19 protein-coding genes are annotated in these 24,953 nt (G+C 51.7%); 14 read left to right on the top strand and 5 right to left on the bottom strand.

Annotation, left to right across the window (positions count from 1 at the left end; genetic code table 11):
- Position 1 precedes the first annotated feature (1 nt).
- Positions 2-2,935 (top strand): sensor histidine kinase, encoded by a 2,934-nt coding sequence (locus tag EDB95_RS00995; RefSeq protein ID WP_133989703.1) that lies wholly within the window; start codon positions 2-4, stop codon positions 2,933-2,935.
- 2 nt (positions 2,936-2,937) lie between these two features.
- Positions 2,938-3,651: a LytR/AlgR family response regulator transcription factor gene (locus tag EDB95_RS00990; RefSeq protein ID WP_133989702.1), complete on the top strand. Its 714-nt coding sequence runs from the start codon at positions 2,938-2,940 to the stop codon at positions 3,649-3,651.
- Here the strand turns inward: EDB95_RS00990 and EDB95_RS00985 are convergent, their stop codons facing one another.
- On the bottom strand, positions 3,652-4,383 hold the full coding sequence (locus tag EDB95_RS00985) for a DNRLRE domain-containing protein (protein ID WP_133989700.1): 732 nt from the start codon (positions 4,381-4,383) through the stop codon (positions 3,652-3,654). It lies immediately after the preceding gene.
- 235 nt (positions 4,384-4,618) lie between these two features.
- Between EDB95_RS00985 and EDB95_RS00980 the strand changes: the two genes are divergently transcribed.
- The 6 genes from EDB95_RS00980 to EDB95_RS00955 all read left to right on the top strand — a co-directional run bounded on the left by EDB95_RS00980 (position 4,619) and on the right by EDB95_RS00955 (position 17,936).
- Positions 4,619-6,022 carry a hypothetical protein gene (locus tag EDB95_RS00980; RefSeq protein WP_133989698.1) on the top strand — a complete coding sequence of 468 codons (1,404 nt, stop codon included), beginning with the start codon at positions 4,619-4,621 and terminating at the stop codon, positions 6,020-6,022.
- A gap of 17 nt (positions 6,023-6,039) precedes the next feature.
- Positions 6,040-9,621 (top strand): RHS repeat domain-containing protein, encoded by a 3,582-nt coding sequence (locus tag EDB95_RS00975; RefSeq protein ID WP_133989696.1) that lies wholly within the window; start codon positions 6,040-6,042, stop codon positions 9,619-9,621.
- Positions 9,611-16,354, top strand: coding sequence for a DUF6443 domain-containing protein (locus EDB95_RS27480; RefSeq protein WP_211352030.1), 6,744 nt, complete (start codon positions 9,611-9,613; stop codon positions 16,352-16,354). Before EDB95_RS00975 ends, EDB95_RS27480 begins: the two co-directional genes overlap by 11 nt.
- 5 nt (positions 16,355-16,359) lie before the next feature.
- The gene (locus EDB95_RS00965; protein ID WP_133989694.1) at positions 16,360-16,971 is read left to right on the top strand and encodes a T6SS immunity protein Tdi1 domain-containing protein; all 612 of its coding nucleotides are present in this window, start codon (positions 16,360-16,362) and stop codon (positions 16,969-16,971) included.
- 216 nt (positions 16,972-17,187) lie between these two features.
- Positions 17,188-17,523, top strand: coding sequence for a DUF4262 domain-containing protein (locus tag EDB95_RS00960; RefSeq protein WP_162852440.1), 336 nt, complete (start codon positions 17,188-17,190; stop codon positions 17,521-17,523).
- Positions 17,502-17,936, top strand: coding sequence for a hypothetical protein (locus EDB95_RS00955; RefSeq protein ID WP_133989690.1), 435 nt, complete (start codon positions 17,502-17,504; stop codon positions 17,934-17,936). The genes EDB95_RS00960 and EDB95_RS00955 overlap by 22 nt, the downstream gene beginning before the upstream one ends.
- A gap of 195 nt (positions 17,937-18,131) precedes the next feature.
- Here EDB95_RS00955 and EDB95_RS27965 read toward each other — a convergent pair whose 3' ends face one another.
- From EDB95_RS27965 to EDB95_RS00935, 4 genes are all read right to left on the bottom strand, one after another.
- Positions 18,132-18,377, bottom strand: coding sequence for a DUF2442 domain-containing protein (locus EDB95_RS27965; RefSeq protein WP_394346382.1), 246 nt, complete (start codon positions 18,375-18,377; stop codon positions 18,132-18,134).
- 71 nt (positions 18,378-18,448) lie between these two features.
- Positions 18,449-18,739, bottom strand: a complete 291-nt coding sequence (locus EDB95_RS00945; protein ID WP_133989688.1) for a type II toxin-antitoxin system RelE family toxin — start codon at positions 18,737-18,739, stop codon at positions 18,449-18,451.
- A complete protein-coding gene (locus EDB95_RS00940; protein WP_133989686.1) occupies positions 18,711-18,902 on the bottom strand; it encodes a hypothetical protein in 192 nt (63 codons plus the stop codon). Before EDB95_RS00940 ends, EDB95_RS00945 begins: the two co-directional genes overlap by 29 nt.
- Positions 18,903-19,051: 149 nt before the next feature.
- Positions 19,052-19,672 (bottom strand): hypothetical protein, encoded by a 621-nt coding sequence (locus EDB95_RS00935; RefSeq protein WP_133989684.1) that lies wholly within the window; start codon positions 19,670-19,672, stop codon positions 19,052-19,054.
- A 158-nt stretch (positions 19,673-19,830) separates the two neighbouring features.
- On the opposite strand from EDB95_RS00935, the gene EDB95_RS00930 reads away from it, so the two are divergent.
- From EDB95_RS00930 to hpt, 6 genes are read left to right on the top strand one after another with little or no spacing between them, the layout of a single operon-like run.
- Complete coding sequence (locus EDB95_RS00930; RefSeq protein ID WP_133989682.1) at positions 19,831-20,517, top strand: hypothetical protein; 687 nt, start codon at positions 19,831-19,833, stop codon at positions 20,515-20,517.
- Positions 20,517-21,992: a sodium:solute symporter gene (locus EDB95_RS00925; RefSeq protein WP_133989680.1), complete on the top strand. Its 1,476-nt coding sequence runs from the start codon at positions 20,517-20,519 to the stop codon at positions 21,990-21,992. Before EDB95_RS00930 ends, EDB95_RS00925 begins: the two co-directional genes overlap by 1 nt.
- The gene (locus EDB95_RS00920; RefSeq protein ID WP_133989678.1) at positions 21,989-22,687 is read left to right on the top strand and encodes an LOG family protein; all 699 of its coding nucleotides are present in this window, start codon (positions 21,989-21,991) and stop codon (positions 22,685-22,687) included. The genes EDB95_RS00925 and EDB95_RS00920 overlap by 4 nt, the downstream gene beginning before the upstream one ends.
- 34 nt (positions 22,688-22,721) lie before the next feature.
- Positions 22,722-23,360, top strand: a complete 639-nt coding sequence (locus tag EDB95_RS00915) for an O-methyltransferase (RefSeq protein ID WP_133989676.1) — start codon at positions 22,722-22,724, stop codon at positions 23,358-23,360.
- A gap of 2 nt (positions 23,361-23,362) precedes the next feature.
- Positions 23,363-24,358, top strand: coding sequence for a glycoside hydrolase family 73 protein (locus EDB95_RS00910; RefSeq protein ID WP_133989674.1), 996 nt, complete (start codon positions 23,363-23,365; stop codon positions 24,356-24,358).
- Positions 24,359-24,368: 10 nt separating this feature from the next.
- The gene (hpt, locus tag EDB95_RS00905) at positions 24,369-24,899 is read left to right on the top strand and encodes a hypoxanthine phosphoribosyltransferase (protein WP_133989672.1); all 531 of its coding nucleotides are present in this window, start codon (positions 24,369-24,371) and stop codon (positions 24,897-24,899) included.
- Positions 24,900-24,953: the final 54 nt, after the last annotated feature.

The following is a 24,953-nucleotide window of genomic DNA, read 5'->3' as shown; positions in this document are numbered from 1 at the left end:
CATGCATCGCACCCTCCTTGCTTTATACTTCCTCCTCACCACAACCGTCTCCCACGCGCAGGAACTGGCTTATCGACAGTTCACGGTAAAGGATGGTCTGCCGGGCGCTATCGTCTACCATTGTATTCAGGACCGTAAAGGGTTTATCTGGTTTGCGACCAACCAGGGCGTCTGCCGCTTCGACGGCAGGACCTTCCATACTTTTACAAAGAAAGACGGACTTCCCGACAACGAAATCCTTCAGCTCTACCTGGACCGGTTTGACAACGTCTGGTTTATATCCTTTGTCGGTATTCCCTCGGTCATGCATGGGGATTCCATCATCCGTTTTGATCAATGCCCTGGCGTCAATGCCATTTGCGAGGACCAGCAAACCAATGCTATCCTGCTCATCGCGGACCTTCGTGCGTCCGATCAGGCCGGCTGTTACCGGTCGCCGGACAGCTCCGGCCGGTGGAAATTCAACGGCGATCTTCACCCGAGAGCGCTGTACGCACGGACCGGCATCCTGCGGGCCACCGCACCGGATAAGACCAACTTTTATTTTTCCAGCAGTCCGTGGGACCACCGGGGCAGTGTTCTGGTAGAGAATAGCCATGTCATGAACCGCTTCCCCTTCCAGTGCTCAAGAACCGACCCGCCTTTTACCCGGCAGCTTTTTTTCAGCCTTCTTCCCTCTAACAACTCGATCGTCTTTCTTACCTATGATTCCGCTTATTTGGCCGGTATCTCTCAATTATCCCCGCTTTTCTCCCTCCATACCCTGGGGCTCAACATGGGTGGCTACAACAACTTTGTCAATTGCGTCTATTACGAAAACGACTCCACGCTCTGGCTTTGCGCCCGGAGCCAGGGGTTGCTCCGGCTTACGAATTTCAGGAGCGGGCACCCTACCGTACGCCATTTTTTTCCCCGGAGCGATTGCACTGATATCCTAAAGGACCGGGAAGGTGGCTATTGGGTCACCACGTTGAGCGACGGGATTTTTTATCTGCCCAATCTTTGCTTTAGCACGCTTCCCGGCCCGCCGGACCTTAGGGGTGCCAATGTCCGGAGCCTGCACATTTTGGACAGCCGGCGACTCGTGGCTGGATTCGACGATGGCAACATCATGTTGATCGACAGGAATTCCGGGCACTGGCGACTATTCCCACACTGGTCGGCAGGCAATGAGAACAACCGCATTATGGATGTCAGGCCCTACCTGCACCAAAGCCTGCTTGTTGCCGCTGATATGGGGCTCCACCGCTTGTCCCCGGACGATACCCACACCGTCCTGAGCGCCGAAGCCTATAAAGAAACCTTTGTCAGGCCCGATCATACCATCGTTGCGGGTTGTTCGGCGGGGCTCTACTTTTTCGACGATACCGGACGGCAGCTCAACTGGATCGGGCCCGACCGCGTCACTTGTGTCGCAGGGCTGGGTAATGCTGTTTTTTGGGGCGGGCTCAAAGGCGTATACGCCTGGAACAATGGTCACATTACCCAACCCATCCCGGCATTATCGGGCGTCATCAACCATATCGATATCGCTCCCGACACGGCCCTTTGGGTCTCCACGGAAGACGGGCTTGTCATCTGGAAAGCCGGCGCCGTTCGCCGCATTACAAAGGCGCAGGATCTGGCGAGCGATCTCTGCAAACAGGTCAGCTTTGAGGACAATACCGCCTGGGTGGCCACCGACAAAGGTATTTCCCGTATCGACTATCGCTGGCAGGACACCACCATTCACTATGACATTTCCAACATCACCAATGAGGATGGCCTCCTGACGGATGACATCAACCGAACGGCCATTGCCGGCGGGTACGTATGGACCGCTACGTCAAGAGGCGTCTGCTTTTTCCCGAAAACCTATACCGGTGGCTCCGCCGCTCCGCCGGGTATCGTCATTACCCGCATCATAGAGGGAGGGCAGCCGGTCAATGTATCCGACATTCCCGTGATCAATTATTCCTCAGGGAAGCTGCTGATCGAAATGGCCTGTATTTCTTACCGCAGCGGTTTCCATGTTGGCTATGAATACCGGCTTAAAGGGGCAGACAGCAACTGGTTCCGGCTAGCCGGTAATACCATCGAATTTCCTGCCCTGCCTTTCGGCCGCTTCGTCCTGGAGTTGAGATCCATTGATCGCTGGGGAAGCAGAAGCCATCCCATAACGATCCCGATCGTTCATCCTTATCCTTTTTATTGGTCGCCTGTTTTTCTTTTGATGGCTTATCCCGTTATCGTCCTGCTTATAGGCGCCGGAATCCTTCTCTACTTCCGCCGGCGCCAGCGAAAAAAAGAAAAAATCCATGACCTGGAATTGTCGGCGCTCCGAGCCCAGATGAATCCGCATTTTATTTTCAATTGCCTGACGTCTATCCAATACCACGTCCTCAGAGCGGACGTGATGAATGCGAACGACTATCTTCATAAATTCTCGAACCTCATCCGCCTGACCCTGGATCACAGCAGTTCGGCGGTCATCCCCTTATACGAAGAGATCAAAATGCTCCACCTTTATCTTGAACTGGAGCAACTCCGGCTGGGCCCCCGGATGAACTACCGGCTTGTCCCGCCCGATCCGTCCGTAGCAGAGGGGCTCTCCATTCCGCCCATGATCATCCAGCCCTTTGTCGAGAATGCCGTTCAGCACGGCATCGCCCCGCTAAAAGATCGTACGGGGGAATTGTCTGTAGCCTTTCATCTCTCCCCCGGATACTTGCATTGCACCATCGAGGACAACGGCGGGGGCATCGATTCCAGCAGGGCCCGGCAGCGAAACGAAGGCCATATTTCCCAGGGTTCAGGCATTACCGGCCGACGCATCCAGACCCTAAACGCCATCCATAAACAACAGATTATTTTAGATATATTGGACAAAAATTCGGCTGGCCTTTCCGGCTCCGGAACCATTGTGAACCTGTCATTCCCCATCAATACCGATTGACCATGGCCATTAATACCGTCATCATCGAAGACGAAGAAAAAAGCACGTATGTCCTCCGCGAATTGCTCCGGAAAACGGCGCCCGATGTCGAAGTCACCGGTGTTGCGGGACATGTGGAAGAGGCGATCCGGCTCATCGAAGATCAGGAGCCGCAGCTCGTCTTTCTGGATATCCGTATAGGCGACGGTTTGGGCTTTGACGTGCTCAAGCGGCTGCAAAAACGCGCTTTCGAGCTTATTTGCATCACGGCCTACAATAGTTATGCCCTCGAAGCCTTCCGGTATTCTGCCATCGACTACCTCCTCAAACCCATTGGGATCAAGGATCTGGAGGAATCGGTCGACCGCGTACGGCAACGCCTGAACGGGCGCCAGGACTTGTCAGGGCAGCCCGCCGAAATGATCAGTATTCCCACTTCACAGGGCTGCGATTTCATTGATCCGGAAACGATCGTCTGGTGTCTTGCCCAAGGGTCTTATACCATTTTTCATCTCACCGATGGATCAAAACACACGGCCACACGGAACATGGGTTACTACGAGGAGCTGCTGTGTGCCGGGTGCTTTGTCCGTATCCACCACAACACCATCGTCAATATGCGCCAGATCAGGAGTTATGTAAAAGGCAAGGGCGGATATGTCATTTTGAAGAATGACACCAAACTGGAGGTGTCACAGCGTAGGAAAACCGAATTCCTTGAAAAGATGAAGGCGTGACTAATGGATCGACCAGGTGACTTCCAGTTTTGGCCGGCGCGTGGAATCCGCATTGCGGCTGCCTGCAAAAGCGAGGTCCCGGTAAATTTGCTCCGTTTGCAATTGCATACAGAACCCATAATTCTGTCCGCTGTTGACGATATCCTGCACCAGTTTTGTGACGTCGACCGTGTCATTGTTGTTCCATTGGGAGGTGGAGGCCGGGATCATGGCCTCGTCAATATCCGTGGTGGGCGGCATGTTATTCCATGTGATGGAATCCAGATTCCAGTTGCCAAGGACCCTTTTTAGCCAACAGGCATTACCCAGGTTCCCGTAAGGCGATCCGGGATAGTCGGAATTGCCCTGGACGATCGCCGACGCCTTATTGACGTCAAAACCATAAAGGTATAACCTGGCCGACTTGATCACTGCGCTGTCCGGCAGGCCGTCCAAGGCAACAAACTCGATATAGGAGCGCGTGTTGCCTTGCCCCCATCCCTGGGCATAGTCGGTCCATGAGCCGGCCAAAAAGTCCGGGTCTTGTTTTTGATTGGTGTTGATGCCGGGCGGCGCGTTAAAAACGGAGACGTCCTGGCCGTCATCCGGTCCCGGCTGCACGATCAGGGTTCTTGTGGCCGTGTCGTGGACGGTGACGGTGTCGGTGGTGTGTAGGGTGTTCTGCTTGACACACCTGGTCTGGCTGGACATAATGAGTACACACAGGGTCGGAAGGAGGAGTAGTTTTTTCATAGGGCAAAAAAATACAATTTGAATTTGCCGGGCAAGTTGTAGTTCACAAGTGCACCCATGGGCCAACAAGTGCACCCTGAATAACGGGGTCAACGCAATTAAGTAAACTGAAAATTAATTTTGAAATCCGGACTATTTATTTGGTAGTCCGGATTTTTTTATTTTAGATTTACGAAGTCCAAATTATCTAGCGTACCCTCCTTTTTTTTCCCTGAACCCAAAATGAAACTGCTTCATGCGGACCGGCTCTGCTTTGCTCTTGATATACCTTGTCCTCTTGTGTCATACGCCTGCCTTGGCGTCATTGGCAGGGGACAGCATCCGCCAGGTCTCCGTTCCTGTAGGTTATCTCGACCAGGTTGACAGCAAAGCACAGCGGTTGAACACCACCCTTTCCAAAAAGACGACGCAGTATTTGAACCGGATGGAGCGCTTCGAAGCGAAGCTGCTTGGTAAGCTGCGTACGGTTGATCCCAGTGTTGATACACGTCTGCCGGCTGGTCAGTATCAACAACTGGAGGCGAATATGCAACAGCCTGTCACCAGGGCTGCATCGACTTACGTTCCCGGGCTGGATACACTATCCACGACGCTACGGTTCTTGCAAACGCAGCCAGGTGGCCTTTCGCCAGGAGCCCTTGCCCAAACCGGAGCATCGGTTGGGCAACTCCAGTCACGCCTGGACGAATCCACCCTCATCCAGCAGTATATTACCCAGCGCAAACAAGAACTTGCGCAACTGATCAGTCAATATACCCAACTTCCACCGGGTGTCACCCAGGCGTTTGCGAACTTCAAACAGACGGCGTATTACTACCGTCAACAAGTGGAGCAGTACAAGACTATGCTCGACGAGCCAACCAAGATGGAGCGGGAGGTGGTGACGCTGCTTTCGCGGGTACCGGCTTATCAGGCGTTTCTTGCTAAAAATTCCCTGCTGGCCGCGCTTTTCCGGTTTCCCGCCTGGGATGGGGGCTCACTCCAGGGGTTGCAGACACAGAACCAGGTTCAGCAATTGCTACAACAACAGGTCGGTGGCAACGGGCAGGCCGTTCAGGGGCAACTCCAGGCGGCCCAAAGCCAGGTAGCCTCGATGCAGAACGGCCTGAGTAAATATGGAGCTGGTGGCCAGGACCTGGATATGCCGAATTTCAAACCCAACACCCAAAAAACAAAGACGTTCCTGCAACGGCTTGAATATGGCGCCAATATTCAATTTGGCCGGTCTTCCTATGATTTTCCCGCTACCGGAGACCTCGGGCTTTCCCTTGGCTATAAGTTGAGCGACAACGGTAGCTTGGGCGTTGGTCTTTCCTATAATGTAGGGCTGGGTACCGGCTGGAGCAACATCGCTTTTTCGAACCAGGGGCTTGGCTTGCGCGGCTATATTGACTGGAAGCTGTGGAAGACCTGGTATGTGACAGGGGGGTACGAACTGAATTATATGACGGCGTTTTCGGGGATCGCTGATTTGAGGGACCGGAGCGCTTGGCAACCCAGCGCACTCCTGGGTATCGAAAAGAAGTACAGGGTGTCCTCCAAAGTTCAAGGGAACGTGCAGTTGCTGTTCGATGCTTTGTACGCGCAAGAGATCCCCCAGGGGCAGATGATCCGTTTCCGGGTGGGGTATAATTTTTAAAAGAATCGTTGAATTATATGTTGAAGGCTTACCTGCTGCTCACGGCGTTTGTCGGTGCTTTTTTTCTGGATGGCACGGTGGATGCGCAAAGCTTGTCGCTGGGAACGAGTTTGTACCCGGGCTTTCCTTTTAAAAGCTCGGCCTATTCCGGGTCGAGCGGCCCGTTGTCCAGTGCCCAATTCCAAACGGACATCCTACCCCAGTCCCCCGAAGCGGAGGCCATGGTGAAGTATACGCTTCTGCCGGTGACGTTGTATAGCGGGCTACCCCAGGTGAGCATACCCATCTATGAGCTCAAAACGCCGAACCTGGATATTCCCATTTCGCTTAGTTACAACTACAACGGGTTCAAACCCTCGGAAACAGCCAGCTCCGTGGGGCTGGGATGGAATGTACAAGGCGGTGGTGTGGTGATGCGGCATGTAAAGAGTCGCGTGGACCATATGGATGTGCACGTAGTGGGCAATGACTATGACAACTATGTCAATATGAACTACCTGTCCAATAAGCAGGACTTTTTGCAGACCATGGGCCTGGGAGAGGCGGATGGGGAACCGGATCTCTATATTTTTAATGCACCGGGACTAAGCGGGAAGTTCATTTTGATGCAAGGGAAAGCGTATATGTTTCCCCATCAACAGATCCAGATCACTTCCCTTGGCTATGACAATGGGTTTATCATCACCAATGAAAAGGGCGATAAGTATTATTTTGAAGACGCCGAGCGAAGCCACCACAAACAGACCTCGCAATTCGGGGAATATGTACCCGACCATAATTCCGCCTGGTTCCTGTCGATGATCGTCAGCGCGGACCTAAGCGATACCATTCAATACAACTATACGACCTATGCGTTTCACCAGCCCCCGGTGTATTCGGAGACGCTTACCCTTACCCTGAACCAGAATGTAAGCCCCATTCCTTCGCAGAATTACCAAGAGTCGGCCGCTTCGGGAGACTCAATATTGTCGCTGTCATTAAGCTCCATTGTGTCGAAGAACGCGGAGGTTGATTTTTCACCTGCCGGTACACCCCGGACAGATGTCTGGATTACGGATAGCACCATGTATCCGCTTGGATCAGTCAGTGTTTGGGGAACAGGTAGTGTATTGGAGAGAAATTTTACCCTGCAACATCAATACTTTGCCGGGAAGCTTGGGCTTACGGAAGTGGATGAGACACTTCCCTTGACCGACAGTGGAGATGATACCATCATGCAGCGGTATACGTTTCAATACCAGAGCCCGGATACTAATATATCTACCATACCTGGTTGGAACACGCATTCGGTAGACTATTGGGGGTATTACAACGGCGCTCAGAACGAGACGTTGTTTGCGAATGCCGACGCCTCCTGGGTCACCAACCAGGGGTACACCGGCGCCAACCGTGCCCCCAACTTCAACTACTGCGTCCACAATACGTTGTCAAAGATTACCTATCCTACAGGCGGATACGATACCTTGATCTATGAACAGAATACAACCGGCAACTATCAGGTAGGGCCTTCCTATACCGCTGAAACTTCCAAACTTACCGTTGATTGGTATGACAACAGCAACCTGCCCGATAATCATGGAACAAGATCGTTATCCGGAAGCTTTAGCCTGAACGAAGGTCAGATGGTGCACATCAACTATACGTCGGTCGACAATGGATATCCGCAAACCGACCCATTTCTGACTATTTATAACGCCAGCAATGCCCTGGTTTATGCGTCAAATCCCCGGCCGCCCGTCCTCCCCGGTGTTGACAGCGTTCCCCTTCCACCGGGGGCTTATACCTATGTTGTCACCTGTGATTCCCTGAACGGTTGGGGGGTCGGCATCAACTATAACTCCTATACGGTGACCAATACCCTTGCTTTGGCGCCCGGTATCAGGGTCAAGGAAATCGATTCGTATGATAATAGTCATCCAGCCCCTGTTTTGACGAAATACTACACATACAACAATGGAACCAGTTTGTATAACATTGGAGCTCATGTCAGTTCGGTAAACCAGGATGCCTCCGGTTGCTATGCCAATGGGACGGGTAACTGCCCCACCGGGACCGTCTATAGCGTGTCCATAACCACGTTACAGGGCAGCCTCAACCCGTCGGTAAGCGATCTGATCAACAACCAATTCTGGTATGGTAATGTCGAAGAAACCGATATCAGCGGCGGCAGCAATGGGAAGACTGATTATAGCTATGGGAGCTTTACACCGGTCGATCCCGATGTTTTCCTGACCCAAAAGACGGACTATAAGTATACGTACGGACCCTACGGTGTACAATATGTACCGCTTCATCAAACGATGACCAATTATGGAATAAAGGATGTCATCGACTTTCAGACAATCACGTCTACCGTCACCGACCAGGTATTTCCGGCAAGCAGCTGTTATACCTGCTCCAACGTGGTCGCCACCCCGGATCAAACCCAGCCGGTCGTCGGCGTGCAGAACGTGTATTCCGCCACGCACAACGTGATGCAGTCGGGGTACAAATATGTCCAGTCAACTGTGGACATTGCCTGGGATAGCAGTGGAGCGAACCCCGTGACGAACGAAACGGATTATTATTACGACAACCCAAACCACATTTTCCCTACCCGTCTTATTACGCACAATAGTAAGGGCGAGCAAGTGACAACCCAGCTCAAATATCCCCTTGATTACCCGATAACAGGTATTAACGCGCCGCATACTGTAGATTCTCTTTTCAATTTGGGTGCATGGTATGCAGATTCCATGTATAACAATTGTTACGACAACCTGGTGGCCGCCCTTCAGCCATATCAGCCGTATGTGAACAATGAAACCAATTTTACAAATACTGTCAATTCGTATAACTGCGAGGGGAACTACGCGACCAACTCCCAAAATGCTTTCACAGCACGAAATACACTTTGGCAAAATTATCTGTTCAGTCTTGACTCGGCAGAATGGGCAGATGCCGTGGCATGGCATAAGGGGGTCTATTGGATGCAGGCCAATCATGTCGTCAGCCCAGTGATTGAGAAATACATCAGCGTGCAGAAAAGCGATGGGAATGACTACCTGGTCTCGGCCAGTAGGGACAATTATACGCTTGCTGTCAATACCGCGGGCGATACTGTGGCGAAACGGACGGGGATACAGGAAACAGAATTGACCGCGCCGATGCTTAAGACGGGTTTTCTGGCAAACATTGACTCTAATTATCATAATGAGGTATCTGTTACTTACGACAACACCAACCGGATGTCCTCCCAGTCGAAAGTCAATGATCTGGCTTATAGTTATTTATGGGGATATAGACACCAGCTCGTTGTGGCCGAAGTGGCGGGCTCTGACCCGGCAACGATAGCAAGTTTTGTCAATCAATCTGTATTGGATAACCCTTCGAATGACCAGACCTTGAGGACGGAGCTTAATAAGGTCCGGACCGGGCTAGCCGGGACAAAAGCCTTGGTCACGACAGTGACCTACGATCCCTTGATCGGCATCACCTCCAAAACGGACGCGGCCGGCCGGACTACTTATTACACTTATGATAATCTCGGCCGACTTGTCAACATCAAAGACCAGGACGGTAATATCGTAAAGACCTTCTTCTACCACTATGCCAACTAAGCTTACACTCGTTCTTTTTGTCGCGTGCGCCGTTCTCTTTTCGTCGCGGTTGCAGGCTGGGACACGACCGTTGCACTCAGGACCCATTACCGGGCAAAATCCGGTGACCCAGGGAGATACCTGGACCTATACGCTGACCTCCGGTTCCGCTACCAGCTGGACCTGTAGCTGTGGGACCATCCAGAGCTATACTACGACGAGCTGTACGGTCTATTTTAATCAGACCTCGTGCTCCAGCTCCACCATATCAGCCTTGAACGGATCCACGACGCTGGGAAGCCTGGTTGTTTCGGTCAATTCGGCGCCCGCCTTGGTGCCCGGGTCCATCTCCAACACGACACAGAGTATCAATTATAATACGGAACCGGCACAGATCAATGCATCGGCGTCTACGGGGGGAAGCTGCTCCAGCTATACCTATCAATGGTATTCTTCACCGGACAATACAACCTATACCGCTATTTCCGGGGCTACGGGGCAGAACTACCAACCCCCGGCGCTGACGGCTACGACCTATTATCAGCGACAGACCATTTGCTTTTTTGCGGGGTATACATCGAATTACGCCACTGTAACGGTATATCCACCACTGGTATCGGGAACGATCAATCCGTCGGGTCAGACCGTCAATTACAATAGTGCCCCTGCGACTTTGACAATTTCCCCGTCAGGAGGCAGTGGCAGCTATGCCTACCAATGGTACAGCTCACCTGACGGTAACACCTGGACAGCCGTATCCGGGGCAACAGGGGCATCCTACAGCTCGGGAACCTTAACGGCTACCACTTACTACAACGTGGTGACGGTCAGCAACGGGGATACTGTTACATCCGCTGCTGTTTCTGTGAATGTCCTTCCCCCACTGGTGGCGGGTAGTGCAAGCCCAAGCACGCAATCGATCAACTTTGATTCGGCGGCGGCTTCACTGAAAGCAACAGGTGTGAGCGGTGGCAATGGCAGTTATTCATATCAGTGGTATCGGTCCACTGATACAACGGGTACATGGACGGCAATTTCTGGAGCGACAAGCAGTTCGTTTGCCCCTGGAAATCTTACCAGTACGATGTATTACCACTACCAGGTGACCAGCAACACCGTCGTTGGGATCGGGAATTATGCCGCTGTCAATGTATACCCTTCCCTGGTGCCCGGTACGGTCAGTCCCGCCAGCCAATCGATCAATTACAATACTGTCCCTGGCACATTGTCCTCCACGGCACCTACGGGGGGCAATGGATTCTATACGTATCAATGGCTCGACTCGTCTGCATTAACGGCAGGGGCGTGGACGCCCATCAGTGGGGCTAGCAGTTCAAGCTATACGGCAGGGGCGTTGGTGGATACCACTTATTTCAAACTCGTGACAGGAAGCAATGGGGTTAGTGATACCTCTGTGAAGTTCGTCATCAATGTATATTCCCTGTTGGTTATGGGGACGATCAGCCCTATTTCCCAGGACATTGGCTATAATCTGGGATGTACTTTCACTATGCAGGCTGCCAAGGGGGGAAATGGGAGTTATACTTATCAATGGTATACGTCTACTGATTCGATAAACTGGACCTTGGTAGGTAATATTTTGCATAACGGGACTTCCATCGTCTCCCTTCTGGATTTGACGGCCAAAACATGGGCAAAAGCCGTGGTTACCAGTAATGGGGTTAGCGATACCTCGGCGCCGGTTGTTGTCACGGTTGACCCACCCATCGTAGGTGGAATTGTGAGCCCGGTTCATCAACTAGTTTTTACCAATACCCCTGTTACGATTACCTCGACCGCTCCGTCAGGGGGAACTGGCGTATTTAGCTATCAATGGGATTCCAGTTATGTTCGAGCTGGGCGGACTCTTTGGGTAGGTATGAGCGCGGATACAGGATTGATAGGGCATCCGGGGCCGTTCGCTGCAGCCGGCACGCACTATTATGAGATCATCTACTACAGTAACGGGGCCAGTTTAGTTAGCGCAACGGATACGGTAGTGGTCTACCTACAACTGGTCAGTGGGTCCGTAACACCGTCCACCCAGGTCATCAACTATAACACGGTTCCCGGTACATTGACGGCCACAGCAGCCACTGGTGGTAACGGTACCTATACTTATCAGTGGCGGGATTCTTCGGCGTCCACCGGGGGGGCGTGGGTGCCTGTCAGCGGTGCAACCGGCCTTACCTTTGCACCGGGCGCCCTGACTGCAACGACCTACTACGACCTTGCTTCCACGAGTGTAGGCGCGACGGTCTATTCACCTACCGTAGCCATAATCGTATTTCCCCAGCTCCTGCCAGGTACGATCACATCCGCCGGCGGTACCACCATGGGGTATGGGATCGATCCCGGCGACCTTATGGGAACCGCAGCCAGCGGGGGAAATGGTACCTATACCTATCAATGGAAGGACTCTTCCGCGTCCACCTCCGGCGTCTGGGTGTCCCTAAGCGGTGCGACCGGCCTGAGCTTAGATCCTGGTCCTTTGTATGATTCCACGTACTTTACCTTGCTCGTTACCAGCAACGGCGTCACGGTTAAGAGCAAAGTGCTGGCTCTTCTGCCCGCCCCTGCCAGCAATGGCCCCGGGACAGATACCCTGGTTGCAGGTACTGCGGCTTTTTTGGCCATGCCCGCCTATTCCGCCACCCTGACAGGCGACAGCCTGAATTATATCATTACCCGGACGATCACCAAATCCGGGGTAACCGATACGGTGACTGCCGATGGGTTGACGAGTCCCTACGATGTCCACCAGTCGACCGAATACTTTGACGGTCTTGGCAGGAGCATTCAAGTGGTTAACAGGCAAGGTAACCCCGCCCAAGCGGACCTGGTCAGCACGACTTTCTACGATCCTTTTGGCCGAGTATCCCAGCAATACCTGCCGTATACCGATGGGTTGTCCACGGGTACATTCAGGACCAACGCCGACTCCGTTCAGCCTTCTTTTTACAATAACTTCTATAATCATACCGAGAACTATTTCTATAGCAACGACACTTATGAGGCCTCTCCATTGGATCGCCCGACAAAAGTGACGCCTCCCGGTAACTCATGGACTGGGAGCAACCGGGGCAACAGCACCGCCTACCTCACCAACACGGCTGCCGATTCCGTCCGGATCTGGGAGGTCACTTATGGAGAGACAGATTATCCAACAACCACCGCAATCTATGCGGCCGGAACCCTGATGGTCACCCAAACCATTGATGAAAACGGGCACGCGGTCCGGGAATACAAGGATATGGACGGACACGTCGTGCTCAAAAAAGTCCAGGAGGCCGCTTCACCTTCGATGGCGCACGACGGCTGGCTCTGCACCTATTATGCGTATGATGACTTCGACAACCTCCGGTGTGTCATCCCTCCAAAAGCAGTGGCAACGCTGTCTTCTAACGGTTGGAACCCGACCCCGGTCCAAAACCTCTGTTTCCAATATGCTTATGACGGTCGGAAACGCTTGATCCTCAAAAAAGTGCCTGACGCGGCGCCGGTCTACATGGTCTATAACCTAAAGGACCTCCCTGTATTGACCCAGGATGGCAACCTGAGAGGCCAGAACCAGTGGGAAACTACTAAATACGATACCCTTGACCGTGCTGTCCAGACGGGGATCTATTCCGCGCCGTCCACCTATACCCTGGACCAGATGCAGGCCAATGAGAACGGAGATCAGAACTACCCCGAGAGCTTTACGCTGAATACCCAGACTTATTATGACAGTTACACGGTGTCCGGCCTGCCTGCATTTACCAGCTTGGATGTTTCCAAATTGACCTCCTATACCAACGCATATCCCGACCCCGTTGTCCAAAGCAGCATGACCACCGGTTTGGTCACGACGACGATGGTCCGCGTCCTGGAAGCCCCCACGACCACCTGGTTGACGACTGTCAATTATTATGATGAAAAAGGACGCATTATCCAGGCCATAGCCGGCAATGTCTCGGGCAGCCTCGATACCGCTACGACGATGTACGATTTTACCGGGAGAATGCTCTCCGCCTATGAACGGCACAACAATGCCTTTAGCATGTTGAATCCCCGGATGACGGTATTGAGCGCCTCGGTCTACGATCATATGGGCCGGGTGCTAAAGACAACCAAACAGCTGAACGACAATGGGGTAACCCGGACTATTGATTCGCTGACCTATGATGCAATCGGCCAGCTTGTGACAAAGACCCTTGGTAACAATATGGAGTCGCTAAACTACACCTATAACATCCGGGGTTGGCTGACCGGCATGAACAAAGGCTATATCAAGGGTAGTAGCAGCCACTATTTCGGGATGGAGCTGAATTATGACTATGGGTTCGGCACTCCCCAATACAACGGCAATATCGCCGGGATCAAGTGGAAAAGCATTGGGAACAGCACCCCCAGTGCATATGGCTATCTGTATGACAATATTAACAGGCTGGTGGGGGCCCCCTACCAGGAGAGCAACGATGGTGGCAATACCTATGCGGCCAACCCGAAGGTCGACTTCAGTGTCCCCCAGATTAGCTATGATGCCAATGGCAACATATTGACAATGAATCAAAACGGGCTGATGGTCACTAGCTCGGGTGCGATCGATCAGTTGAGCTATGCGTACAACTTAGGCTCCAACCAGCTTCAGTCCGTCACCGACGCAGCTCCCGTAGACTCCACGTATCATCTGGGCGACTTCCAGGATGGGAACACTATAGGAGCAGATTACAGCTATGATTCAAATGGGAATTTGCGGTTCGATAAGAATAAGAAGATCGATAGTATCCGGTACAACTACCTGAACCTGCCTGAATATATCCACATCACTGGTAAAGGCAATATCAACTATGTTTTTGACGCCGGGGGCGTAAAGCAGTTTAAGATTGTAACTGATTCGACGAGGGGTGGAGCACAGGATACGACGATTTATATTGGGGCCTTCGTCTATCATAGCGATACACTCCAGTTCCTGAGCCATGAGGAAGGCCGTATCCGGTATGTAAATAAGATCAACCAGGTATCGGGGACGTTGTTTTCGGGGTTGGTATACGACTATTTCCTGAAGGACCATCTGGGGGATACCCGGATGGTGCTGACGGAAGAGCAGGATACGACGATCTATGCGGCGACGATGGAAACTGCTCGCGCGTCGATCGAGGATGCGCTGTTCAATAATGTCAACACAACCCAGTATCCGACGCCGTCAGGTTTCGAGCCGACGTCCGGTGGGGACACCAGCAATCATTACGTCAGCCGGGTGAACGGCAGTACCGGTCAGAATCGCGTAGGTCCGGCGATCGTGCTGAAAGTAATGGCGCAGGATACGATAGGGGCTACCGTGTACGGCTGGTACCAGGGGGCGACCCAGCCGCCGCCATCCGGGGAGACGCCGCTGGCGAACGATCTGTTATCTTCATTGACCAGCGACGTAGTGGCCCAGGGAGGTGAACGATTGATCGCGGCAGCTTCCCCTGTGTCGGCAGCATTGGTTCCAGCGCTGGCAAGTTTCTTTAATACAGACCAAGCGCCGGATTACAATGCTGCCCAGCCAAAGGCGTTCCTTAACTGGGTGTTGTTCGACGACCAGATGAACTTTGTATCCGGAGGGGTAGTTCAGGTGCCTTCGATCACAGGGACGATGTCAAAACAAGCCTTGCAGGCGAGCATACCGGTGGTATCCAAAAATGGTTATATTTACATATATGTGAGCAATGAGAGTGCTCAGGATGTGTTCTTTGATAATCTTAATGTGCAGTATAGGCGGGGGCCGGTGACGGAGGAGGAGCATTACTATCCGTTTGGACTGACAATGAGCGGGATCTCGGATCACTCATTAAACTTCGGAGATCCGCAGAATAAATATCTGTTTGTTAAGCAGCTTTTGGATGATGATCTTGGATTGAACTGGTACCAATTTAAATATAGGAATCAAGATCCACAAATTGGCCGGTTTTTACAGATCGATCCGCTGGCTTCAAAGTATGAATATAATAGCACCTATGATTACGCTGAAGATCGAGCAACTAGTGGGATCGATCTTGAAGGGTTAGAGTTTTTGCCAGCTCCAAGCCTCACGACAATAACCAATGCTACTGCAGTTGCTTCTCTTACCAATTCATCAATTACAGATGATAAGTTTAAACAAATTGCTGCCGGAGACGCGCAGGGAATGGCGGAGGGAAGTGCTGCTGGGACGCCTTTAGCGGCGACGATTATGACGGGCGGATTCTTTGGGCCAGAAGCAGCAACGTTAACTGGTTTGACATTTTTGACAGGAGTTCCACTTAGTCCAGCACCTCAGGCGTTTGCAGAGTCTGTGGCGCCGGATGCCTTGGCTGTGAGTAGACCAGTAATGGAAAATTTGGCTTCTTCTGCTACTTCGGGCGAAGCGGCTACCTCAACGGAGGGAGTAAATTTGACAGTTTACGGGAAAACTAATTGGACTGGAGACCAAAACGCAGCCGCAGAGGCTAAAGCGAAATCTTTAACTGATGACCCTACTACTGTTGTTACAAAAACCCCAGTAGAACGGCCATCGAATCTAAGGAGAGAATTTATTAAGGCCGGCGGCGAGGTCTCTAAAGGAGAAGATGTTGATCACGTAAAAGATCTTCAATTAGGAGGGGATAACAGTAAGTCGAATTTGAAAGGGTTAGATAAAAGCGTCAATAGAAGCTTTGGTCCTCAAATTCAGAACCAAATCAAAAGTGTACAGGATGGAACTAAGGTTAATAAGGTCACATTCATACCAGCGTTTAAAAGTAGTTAGTTTATATGTACGAAAAATTCATTAAAGGTAATAAGGTTGAGCGGTTGGAGGGGTTTTTTCCTTCGAGTTTAAAGGAAATGCCAATTGAGCTTAATTCATTGTTTGACGAGTGTGGTGGCAATAGCTTTAATGATGGAGTATACCGGGTATACAATGAAAAACTGGCAATCTATTGGAAAGAGATAATAGAACGACATTTTAGCGAATATAAGGGGAGGATTTGGCCTTTTGCTTCTGATTGGATGGGAAGATTGTTTGCGATAGACTATCAACGAATAAATATCATAGTGGTATTTGACCCTGCAACCGTCGAAGTGTTCGAGGCATCAAATGAATTAAAAACATTTCACAATGTGATGTTGTTGAATAAAGATGATGATCTTTTAGAGGCGGCGAAGTTTCGAGAGGTGATGAGTTTTCTAGGACAAACGACTCTAGCATTCAATAATTGTCTTGGATTCAAAAAGCCACTTTTTCTCAATGGGCCTGATGAGCTGGATAATTTAGAGATCATTGATGTGGAGGTTTATTGGGAATTCCAGGTTCAAATTTATAATCAAATAAAGGACTTGCCACCAGGAACAAAAATTGATTTAACGAGATTTATTCGACGTTAACTTGCCCGCCGAATTCTTTTGATTTGACTATTTTGCATTAAAAATCATCAAATAATAGTTGTTCACTTGTTGGTTAAGGAACAAGAATTTTGCCTTTCAGGAAGGGTGGGGTAGTCAATTTATGACATCACTAAGGCGGTTTTTGGATCGTCTCTCAATGTAGGCAACACTCGGGGCTGCCGACTATCAATGGCGCTGCCGTTTGCCCACAATGTCATGCAGAAATACATCATGGATCATAACGAAAGACCTCTTTTCAAGAAATTGATTCAATCCAACATTGAACGATATGGTTTCCACATAACCATTGTCGGTAGTGGAATACAACCCAGATTTGCCTATACGATAGGATTAACCGAATTGCTCGGATTTGAATTGGTCTTTGCTGGGGGAGTAATTTATCTAAAAGATGAGTTGATAGTTATTTTTAATGAGATTGTCAAGGAGCTAAATGAAAGAAAAGATCTAGATCTCGATGAGATAAAAGTTAAGGAACTAGGAGCATTCTCTCTTTCAACTGTTGACCCCTCATGGAGCAAATTGATGCTTTAGGTGTAATTGACTATTATGAGACAAATGACATAAAGTCATTGCAGATTATTCCAGATTTCCATCATTATACTCTAGATGTACCAGATACGTCGCCAAAATGGGATGTTAATTTAAATCCAATTTGGCAATGGTTGGATCGTAAATGGGACTATAATGTTCCTGAAAATTCAACTGTCGTTACTAATATTAACGCACTATTAGGTGAGGCTATTACGGAGGTGATGCGATGGGAAGAAAATGAGTGGGAAATGTTTGCCGGCCCAGGCCCTGAGCGTGATAAAAAGGATATGCGGGTAGTGCCACTGGGTACCATGCTCGGCATTGATAAAATGCTTCTTCCAGCTATTGACCTAAGGATCGGCAAGGGATTATGGAGAGAAGGCGACAATTCTGAATGGAATGATTGGGGATGAATTATAATGATTGACTAATGGTGACAAGGTAGGTTGTCCATGTCTATCATTGTCAATGCCGATGTCAGAAGTCATTGTTGAAGTTGGGAATTTTCTAAGGTTGAAACGCCACAAATGCCAGCTCCACCTAGTTCATAATTTGAAAACGAAGAGGTGCCGCATTGGATTTTTACCTAAACAAACAAGAGCAACTTTTTATTTTTCCAATTCTTCATTGCCTTTGATAACCTTTCTTAACTCGTCCTGCAAAAAGCCCTTTAGACTAAGGTCCTCATCTAATAGTGCCCAGTGAATACCTAACCCCTCTCCGATAATCTCATACTGCATCAATTGGAATAGATCTGATCCGCGAAGAAGTTTGTAAAAGGAAATCGAACGAGTCAAAACCGCTTTGGTATTCAAATATATTGTCATCACGTCGAGCTCAGGATGAAAATCCAATGCTCGGATGCGTATGCCCTTCGTGAAGATTAAGTGTTCGATGGAATCGGATGCTTTATTCGCCAAAGTACTTATTCATAGACATTTTTTCTATCACCAATGGTGACAACAGTGACGATAAGCTTGGCATCTTGTATTTCATAGATAACACGATAGTCGCCGATCCGTATACGCCAAGCATCGCGCCCTTTTAGTTTTTTACACCCTGGCGGCCTGGGATCGTTTTCCAGTTCGAGCATTTTGTCCTCAATGCGGGTAGCTGTACTGTTAGGTAGCTTGGAGAGTTGTTTTTGGGCGGAGGGCAGGATCAGAACCGTGTAACCTCCTGCTTGCTTACTTTTTACGTCTTTGCTGGATGGCATCGCGAAGGGGTATAGGCTTCTCTTTTTTGGCTTTCACCTTGTCGTAGGCGCGTATATCTTCCAGCTCTTCGAGTTCTTCGAGGATTTGCTGGTACTGCTTGATGGGCAGTACGGCAGAGATTTTTTTGCCCTTGTCGTCAGTTATATAGGTGGCTGAGAGCATAGAAAAGTTTTGTCGATCGTCCCCAAATTTACGAAAAAAGTGTCTGATTTGAAAGACGCCCCGGAAGGGCGCGGAGCTGCGGGCAAAAAATAAGGCGCAGTAGAAACCGCGCCCGTTACAGACATGAGAAAACTAAATCAAATAACAACTTAGATGGCTATACCGTCACCCAGGTTTAAGTGGATGGATTCGTTATTTTGCTGGTATTGTTTGTATTTGTCGTAAACGGCCTTCGGTTGTTCCTTGCCGTTGATGTAGAGGTGGTCGTCGCGGAATTCGATGTGGACTTCTTTGCCTTTTTCGATGAGGTGGTCTTTGAGCATTTCGTCGGTCATTTCCTTCATGCGCGCCTGGACTTCGGCCTGGCGAACGCGGATGCGGGCCTGGAGCTTGGCGATGTCGACCTGGCGTTCGGCCATAGCGACGTCGCGTTGGGCCTCGCGCTGGGCGAGCTCGACCTGGCGCCGGACCATTTCGGTTTGGCGCTCGGTCATGACGGCGACGCGTTCTGCCTGGGCGCGGGCAATCCGGGCGTATTCTTCGGCGGCGCGGGCGTATTCGCGGGCGGAACGGGCGTAGTCTTCTTCGGAACGGGTGTAGTCGTCGGAGGGCCGGTTGTGGTCGGCGGGCGCGGCCGGCGCTGGAATGGCCGGCGCGGCTGAGGCCGGGACGGGGGTGACCGGCGCGGGGTTATGGACGCTGTCTGACGTCTGGGCGACGGCGGAGCCGGTGACCAGGAAACAGAGGGCGATGGGCAAGAGCTTTTTCATGGCAGGAGTGTGTCTTACGAATTTGTTCGTAAACGAATATACGATCAATTTCGTAACCTGAAAAAAAAAAGAAAACAAAAATTTTATCCAAAATTTGGCGGTTGTGGGGCGGCGTTGGTAAAATATTCGACTTTTGACGTCGTTATAATGAATACTTTATGAAAAATCTTCTGTTGCTAGTGACGTTAGCGGCCGCGTTGGGGGGACCCCTGGCGGCCGGCGCCCAAACCACTGATTCCACCCGTACCGATAGTACGTCTTCGGCGGCGCCGGCGGGTTCCCATTGGAGAACTTACCGGGCGGAGACGGGGCCCCGGAGGTATCGCTATAACAGCGATGACGATAACGGGTCGTTTAAACAGCACCTGATGGTGGGTGGGGGTTTGTCCCTGAGCTTTTATTCGGGGGAATTCCTGATCGGCGCGAATCCTTATGTGGGGTATGCGTTCACGAAGTGGCTGGACGCGGGCGTCGCGATCAACTTCCAGTATTATTCGGAAAGCCCGGAAGCAACCTACACGAATGCTTCCTACCATAATACCCTGCTGGGTGCGGGGCTTTTTGCCCGGGTGTACCCGATCAGCTTCCTTTTCCTACAAGTCCAGCCGGAACGGAACGAGATCTGGCAAAAGGAATTCGTGAGCGGGCAAACGACGGCGAGCCTGAGCTACGGGGTGAATAGCTTCCTGGTGGGCGGGGGTGTCAAGCTGGGCCCGCCGGATTCGAGGAGCTGGGGCTTTATTTCGGTCCTTTTCGACGTGGGCGGGAGCTCGCTGTCGCCCTATAACGGTCCGGCCAACAACATCCTGCCTATCCTCCGCTTTGGTTATAACATCGGTCTCTGATGATGGCCGCCTGGCTTTTGGGGATTGTCCTTGCGTACTTTCTGTTGCTGCTCGTGGTCGCCTACCGGACGTCCAGGCACTCGGATAACGACTCCTTTTTTATCGGAAACCGGCGGTCGAACTGGATGCTGGTGGCCTTTGGCATGATCGGGACGTCCCTGTCGGGGGTGACCTTTATTTCCGTGCCGGGGACGGTGGGCGCCACCGGTCCGGGGGGAATACCCCAGGCCTTTGGGTATTTCCAGGTAGTGATAGGCTACCTGTTGGGGTACATGGTGATCGCCTTTGTGTTGCTGCCTTTGTATTACCGGATGCAACTGACTTCGATCTACCGGTACCTGCGGGTGCGGCTGGGGGAAAGTTCCTACAAGACGGGCGCCTTATTTTTCATCTTGTCGAGGACACTGGGTGCGACGGCCAGATTGTACTTGGTAATCAATGTGTTACAGCTATTCCTTTTGGATCAGTGGGGGGTACCTTTTGCGGTAACCACGGTCGTGATCCTGGGGATGATTCTTTTATATACGCTGGAGGGAGGCGTGAAGACGATTGTCTGGACGGATACGTTACAGACGTCTTTTATGCTGATCGGCCTGGTGGTGGGGGTGGTGTATATCTTAGGTCACCTGCACCTGGGCGTCGGGGATGCCTGGGCGGCGTTAAAAGGGCATGGGTACACGAGGGTGTTTACGACGGATGTGCGGAGTCCGTCCTTCGTCCTAAAACAGATCCTGGGGGGCGCCTTTATCACGGTGACCATGACGGGGCTGGACCAGGAAATGATGCAAAAAAACATCAGCGTTCGTTCGGTGGGGGATTCCCAAAAGAACATGATGACGTTTAGCCTGGTGATGGTGCTGGTCTCGGGTTTGTTCCTGGTGCTGGGCGGCCTTTTATACCTGTTTGCGGCGGCCAGCGGGCAACATTTTGCCGGCGGGGACGACATATTCCCGTCGCTGGCCCTCCATTCATTTTCCCCCGCGTTTGCGCTCGTCTTTATCATCGCGCTGATCTCTGCGTTGTTCCCGAGTGCGGACGGGGCGATGACGGCGTTGACGTCTTCTTTTTGCATCGATATTCTACGGTTCCAGGAACGCACGGACATGGACGAGCGGACCAAACGGAAAAAACGGATGCTGGTACACGGGTGTGTGGCGGTTGTTTTCCTGTTGTGTATCCTGGTGTTTCATTGGGTGAACGACAAGTCGATCATCAATGTGATCCTTGCCCTGGCGTCCTATACGTATGGGCCGTTGCTGGGGCTTTTTGCGTTTGGCATTTTTACGGGCAGGCGCCTGAAATACCCGAAGGGCGTCCCCTGGGTATGTGTGGCGAGCCCGCTGGTTTGCTACCTGCTGAGTGCCGTTAGCCCGATCCTTTTCGGGGGGTATAAGATCGGGATCGAGTTACTGGTGATCAATGGTTTTCTAACATTTATAGGGTTATTTTTGCTGTCTGAAAAACCAAGAGTATGAACGAGACGCTGAGGGTGTCCAAACAACGGAAATGGACGGAGTCGGAAGCCCATTCGAGCTGGCAGATCTTTAAGATCATGGCGGAGTTTGTGGATGGCTTCGAAACATTGAATAAAATCGGTCCTTGTATCAGCATATTCGGGTCGGCCCGGACAAAGCCGGGGAGCCGGTATTATGAGCTGGCGGTTCAGACGGCGCACCGCTTGTCGGAGGAGGGTTTCGGGATCATCACCGGGGGCGGCCCGGGGATCATGGAGGCGGCCAACAAGGGCGCCCAGATGGCGGGCGGACGGTCGGTGGGGCTGAACATCGAGCTTCCTTTCGAACAAAAGTCCAACCCGTATATCGATTCGGATAAGTCCATGCATTTCGACTATTTTTTCGTCCGGAAAGTCATGTTTACCAAGTATGCCCAGGCCTTTGTGATGTTCCCTGGCGGCTTTGGGACCATGGACGAGATGTTCGAGGTGGCGACCCTGATCCAGACCCACAAGATCGAGCGGACACCGATGGTGTTGGTCGGTAAGGATTATTGGTCGGGTCTGCTGGCGTGGATCCGGACCAGCATGCTGGAGGCGGAAAACAACATCAAGGCGGAGGACCTGGACCTGTTTGTCCTGTTCGATACGGTCGAGGAGGTGGCGTCTTATATGGTGAGCTATTATGCAAAGAATCCGCTAAAGCCAAACTTCTAGGGCGGATTTTTATATCTTTGTCAAAACCACCCATTTGGAATTCATCCACCCATTGGGGGCCGCCTATGCCGAGCGGTTTTCCTCCCGGGAAACGCCCTTACTCCAGGAGATCGCGGAGTTTACGCGCACGCATCACGCCCAGGCGCATATGCTGAGCGGGCGGGCGCAGGGTGCCTTTCTCTCTTTTATTTCCAAAATTGTACGCCCCAGGCGGGTGTTGGAGATCGGTACGTTTACGGGATACAGCGCGTTGTGTCTGGCCGAGGGCCTGGCCCCTGACGGGGAGTTGCACACGCTGGAGGTCCGCAAGGAAGAGGCGGACATTGCCCTGGGATATTTTGCCCGGTCACCTTGGAGGGACCGCATAATCTTACACGAGGGAAATGCGTTAGATAGTCTCGACCGTCTTACGGAAACCTGGGACCTGGTGTTTATCGATGCCGATAAAACGGCTTATATTGCTTATTATGAAGCTGTTCTGCCAAATCTTCGCCCGGGGGGCGTGGTGCTGGCGGACAATGTGCTTTTTCATGGAGAAGTCCTGGAGGAGCCGGTCAGGGGGAAAAATGCCCTGGCCATCCAGGCATTTAACGAGCACGTGGCGGCCGATCAAAGGGTAAGCCACGCGCTGGTACCGATGAGGGATGGCATGATGTGCGTATATAAAAATTGATTATGAAGCAACTACGTATTTACCTGGCTCTTTTTGGGATGGGTCTTGTCTTTTCGGGCGGGGCGCAGAACATGACGGTGGAGCAGTACGTATCCACCTATAAGGGGTTGGCGATGTCGGAAATGCAGCGTACGGGGGTCCCGGCGTGTATCACCCTTGCCCAGGGGATCCTGGAGACGGAAGGAGGAAACAGCGACCTGCTGAAGGCCTCCAACAATCACTTCGGGATCAAGTGCAAGGCCAACTGGACGGGGGAGACGGTGTACCACGACGACGACGCCGCGGGAGAGTGTTTCCGCAAATATGCCTGCGCGGCGGATTCGTATAAGGACCATTCGGACTTTCTCAAGGGGAGCGACCGGTATGCCTTTCTTTTCCAACTGGATCCGCTGGATTATAAGAATTGGGCCTACGGGCTGAGAAAGGCGGGGTATGCGACGAATCCGAAGTATGCGCAGATCCTGATCAACTACATCGAGCAGTACCACCTCAACGACTATTCGTTGATTGCGATGGGGAAAATGAAGGATACGACGGAGACGCCCTATGTGGCTGCTGCCCCGGCCCCCGTTTTGGTGGCTCCGGTTGCTAAGCGCGCTGTTGTACAGTATCCCCAGGGCGAATTCCGGATCAACGAGACCAGGGTGGTCTTTGCCACCGCGGGGACATCACTTTTGGCCCTGGCGGACGAATACCACGTTTCCCTGTCGTACCTGGTCGACTTTAACGAATTAAAGGACAATAACGAGTTGCCCAAGGACCAGTTGGTCTATCTCCAGCGCAAACGCAAGGTGGGCAGTAAGGAGACGCATACGGTCGCTGATGGGGAAAGCCTTTACGACGTCGCACAGACGGAAGGAATCCGTTTGAGTGCGCTCAGGGAGTACAACGAACTGGACGAGGGCATGGAGCCGGCCGCCGGCGAAACCCTGTACCTCCAGCGGAAGGCGCCGACAAGGCCCCGGCTGAACGCGGATGGCGGGCTTACAAAAAATTGAATCTTTTGGCATGGCTATTCAGGTACACGACAAGAAATTTACCCCTTACCTCAGCACCGGCGACATCGACCAGGAGGTAAAACGGGTCGCTTCGGAGATCAACCGCGATTACCAGGGCAAACACCCCCTTTTTATAGCGATCCTGAACGGGTCATTTATGTTCGCTTCCGATCTTTTTAAGGAATTAACTATTGACACGGAATTATGTTTTATTAAATTAGCATCCTATAAAGGGATGAAGTCCACCGGCCATATCATCACCGCCATTGGCCTGGACACCGAGCTGTTTGGCAGGGATGTGATCATTGTGGAAGATATCGTGGATACGGGGAAGACCCTGTCCGAATTCTTGCCCCAATTGTACCACCAACAGCCGGCTTCTCTAAAGATCGCCGCCTTGCTCCACAAACCGGAAGCCACCCGGTACCCGATCCATATCGACTACCTGGGGTTTTCCGTGCCGGATAAGTTCCTGTTGGGGTATGGGTTGGATTACGATGGACTGGGCAGGAATTTGAAGGAAATATATCAGCTAGCCTAGGAAGGGACGCCTCCGGCAGGCGGACGGCCGCATGGTCGGCGTGCCCGCCGGGTG

This window comes from Dinghuibacter silviterrae, from assembly GCF_004366355.1.
In the GTDB taxonomy this organism is placed as follows: Bacteria; Bacteroidota; Bacteroidia; order Chitinophagales; family Chitinophagaceae; genus Dinghuibacter; species Dinghuibacter silviterrae.
This window is presented reverse-complemented; position numbering and strand designations above follow the sequence as displayed.

Coding starts and splice junctions, on each gene's coding strand:
- EDB95_RS27480 (WP_211352030.1), top strand. CDS start 9,611: ATGCCAACTAAGCTTACACTCGTTCTTTTTGTCGCGTGCGCCGTTCTC.
- EDB95_RS00935 (WP_133989684.1), bottom strand. CDS start 19,672: ATGAAAAAGCTCTTGCCCATCGCCCTCTGTTTCCTGGTCACCGGCTCC.
- EDB95_RS00945 (WP_133989688.1), bottom strand. CDS start 18,739: ATGCCATCCAGCAAAGACGTAAAAAGTAAGCAAGCAGGAGGTTACACG.
- EDB95_RS00995 (WP_133989703.1), top strand. CDS start 2: ATGCATCGCACCCTCCTTGCTTTATACTTCCTCCTCACCACAACCGTC.
- EDB95_RS00965 (WP_133989694.1), top strand. CDS start 16,360: ATGTACGAAAAATTCATTAAAGGTAATAAGGTTGAGCGGTTGGAGGGG.
- EDB95_RS00940 (WP_133989686.1), bottom strand. CDS start 18,902: ATGCTCTCAGCCACCTATATAACTGACGACAAGGGCAAAAAAATCTCT.
- EDB95_RS00975 (WP_133989696.1), top strand. CDS start 6,040: ATGTTGAAGGCTTACCTGCTGCTCACGGCGTTTGTCGGTGCTTTTTTT.
- EDB95_RS00955 (WP_133989690.1), top strand. CDS start 17,502: ATGGAGCAAATTGATGCTTTAGGTGTAATTGACTATTATGAGACAAAT.
- hpt (WP_133989672.1), top strand. CDS start 24,369: ATGGCTATTCAGGTACACGACAAGAAATTTACCCCTTACCTCAGCACC.
- EDB95_RS00990 (WP_133989702.1), top strand. CDS start 2,938: ATGGCCATTAATACCGTCATCATCGAAGACGAAGAAAAAAGCACGTAT.
- EDB95_RS00980 (WP_133989698.1), top strand. CDS start 4,619: ATGCGGACCGGCTCTGCTTTGCTCTTGATATACCTTGTCCTCTTGTGT.
- EDB95_RS00925 (WP_133989680.1), top strand. CDS start 20,517: ATGATGGCCGCCTGGCTTTTGGGGATTGTCCTTGCGTACTTTCTGTTG.
- EDB95_RS00920 (WP_133989678.1), top strand. CDS start 21,989: ATGAACGAGACGCTGAGGGTGTCCAAACAACGGAAATGGACGGAGTCG.
- EDB95_RS00960 (WP_162852440.1), top strand. CDS start 17,188: ATGCAGAAATACATCATGGATCATAACGAAAGACCTCTTTTCAAGAAA.
- EDB95_RS00985 (WP_133989700.1), bottom strand. CDS start 4,383: ATGAAAAAACTACTCCTCCTTCCGACCCTGTGTGTACTCATTATGTCC.
- EDB95_RS00910 (WP_133989674.1), top strand. CDS start 23,363: ATGAAGCAACTACGTATTTACCTGGCTCTTTTTGGGATGGGTCTTGTC.
- EDB95_RS00930 (WP_133989682.1), top strand. CDS start 19,831: ATGAAAAATCTTCTGTTGCTAGTGACGTTAGCGGCCGCGTTGGGGGGA.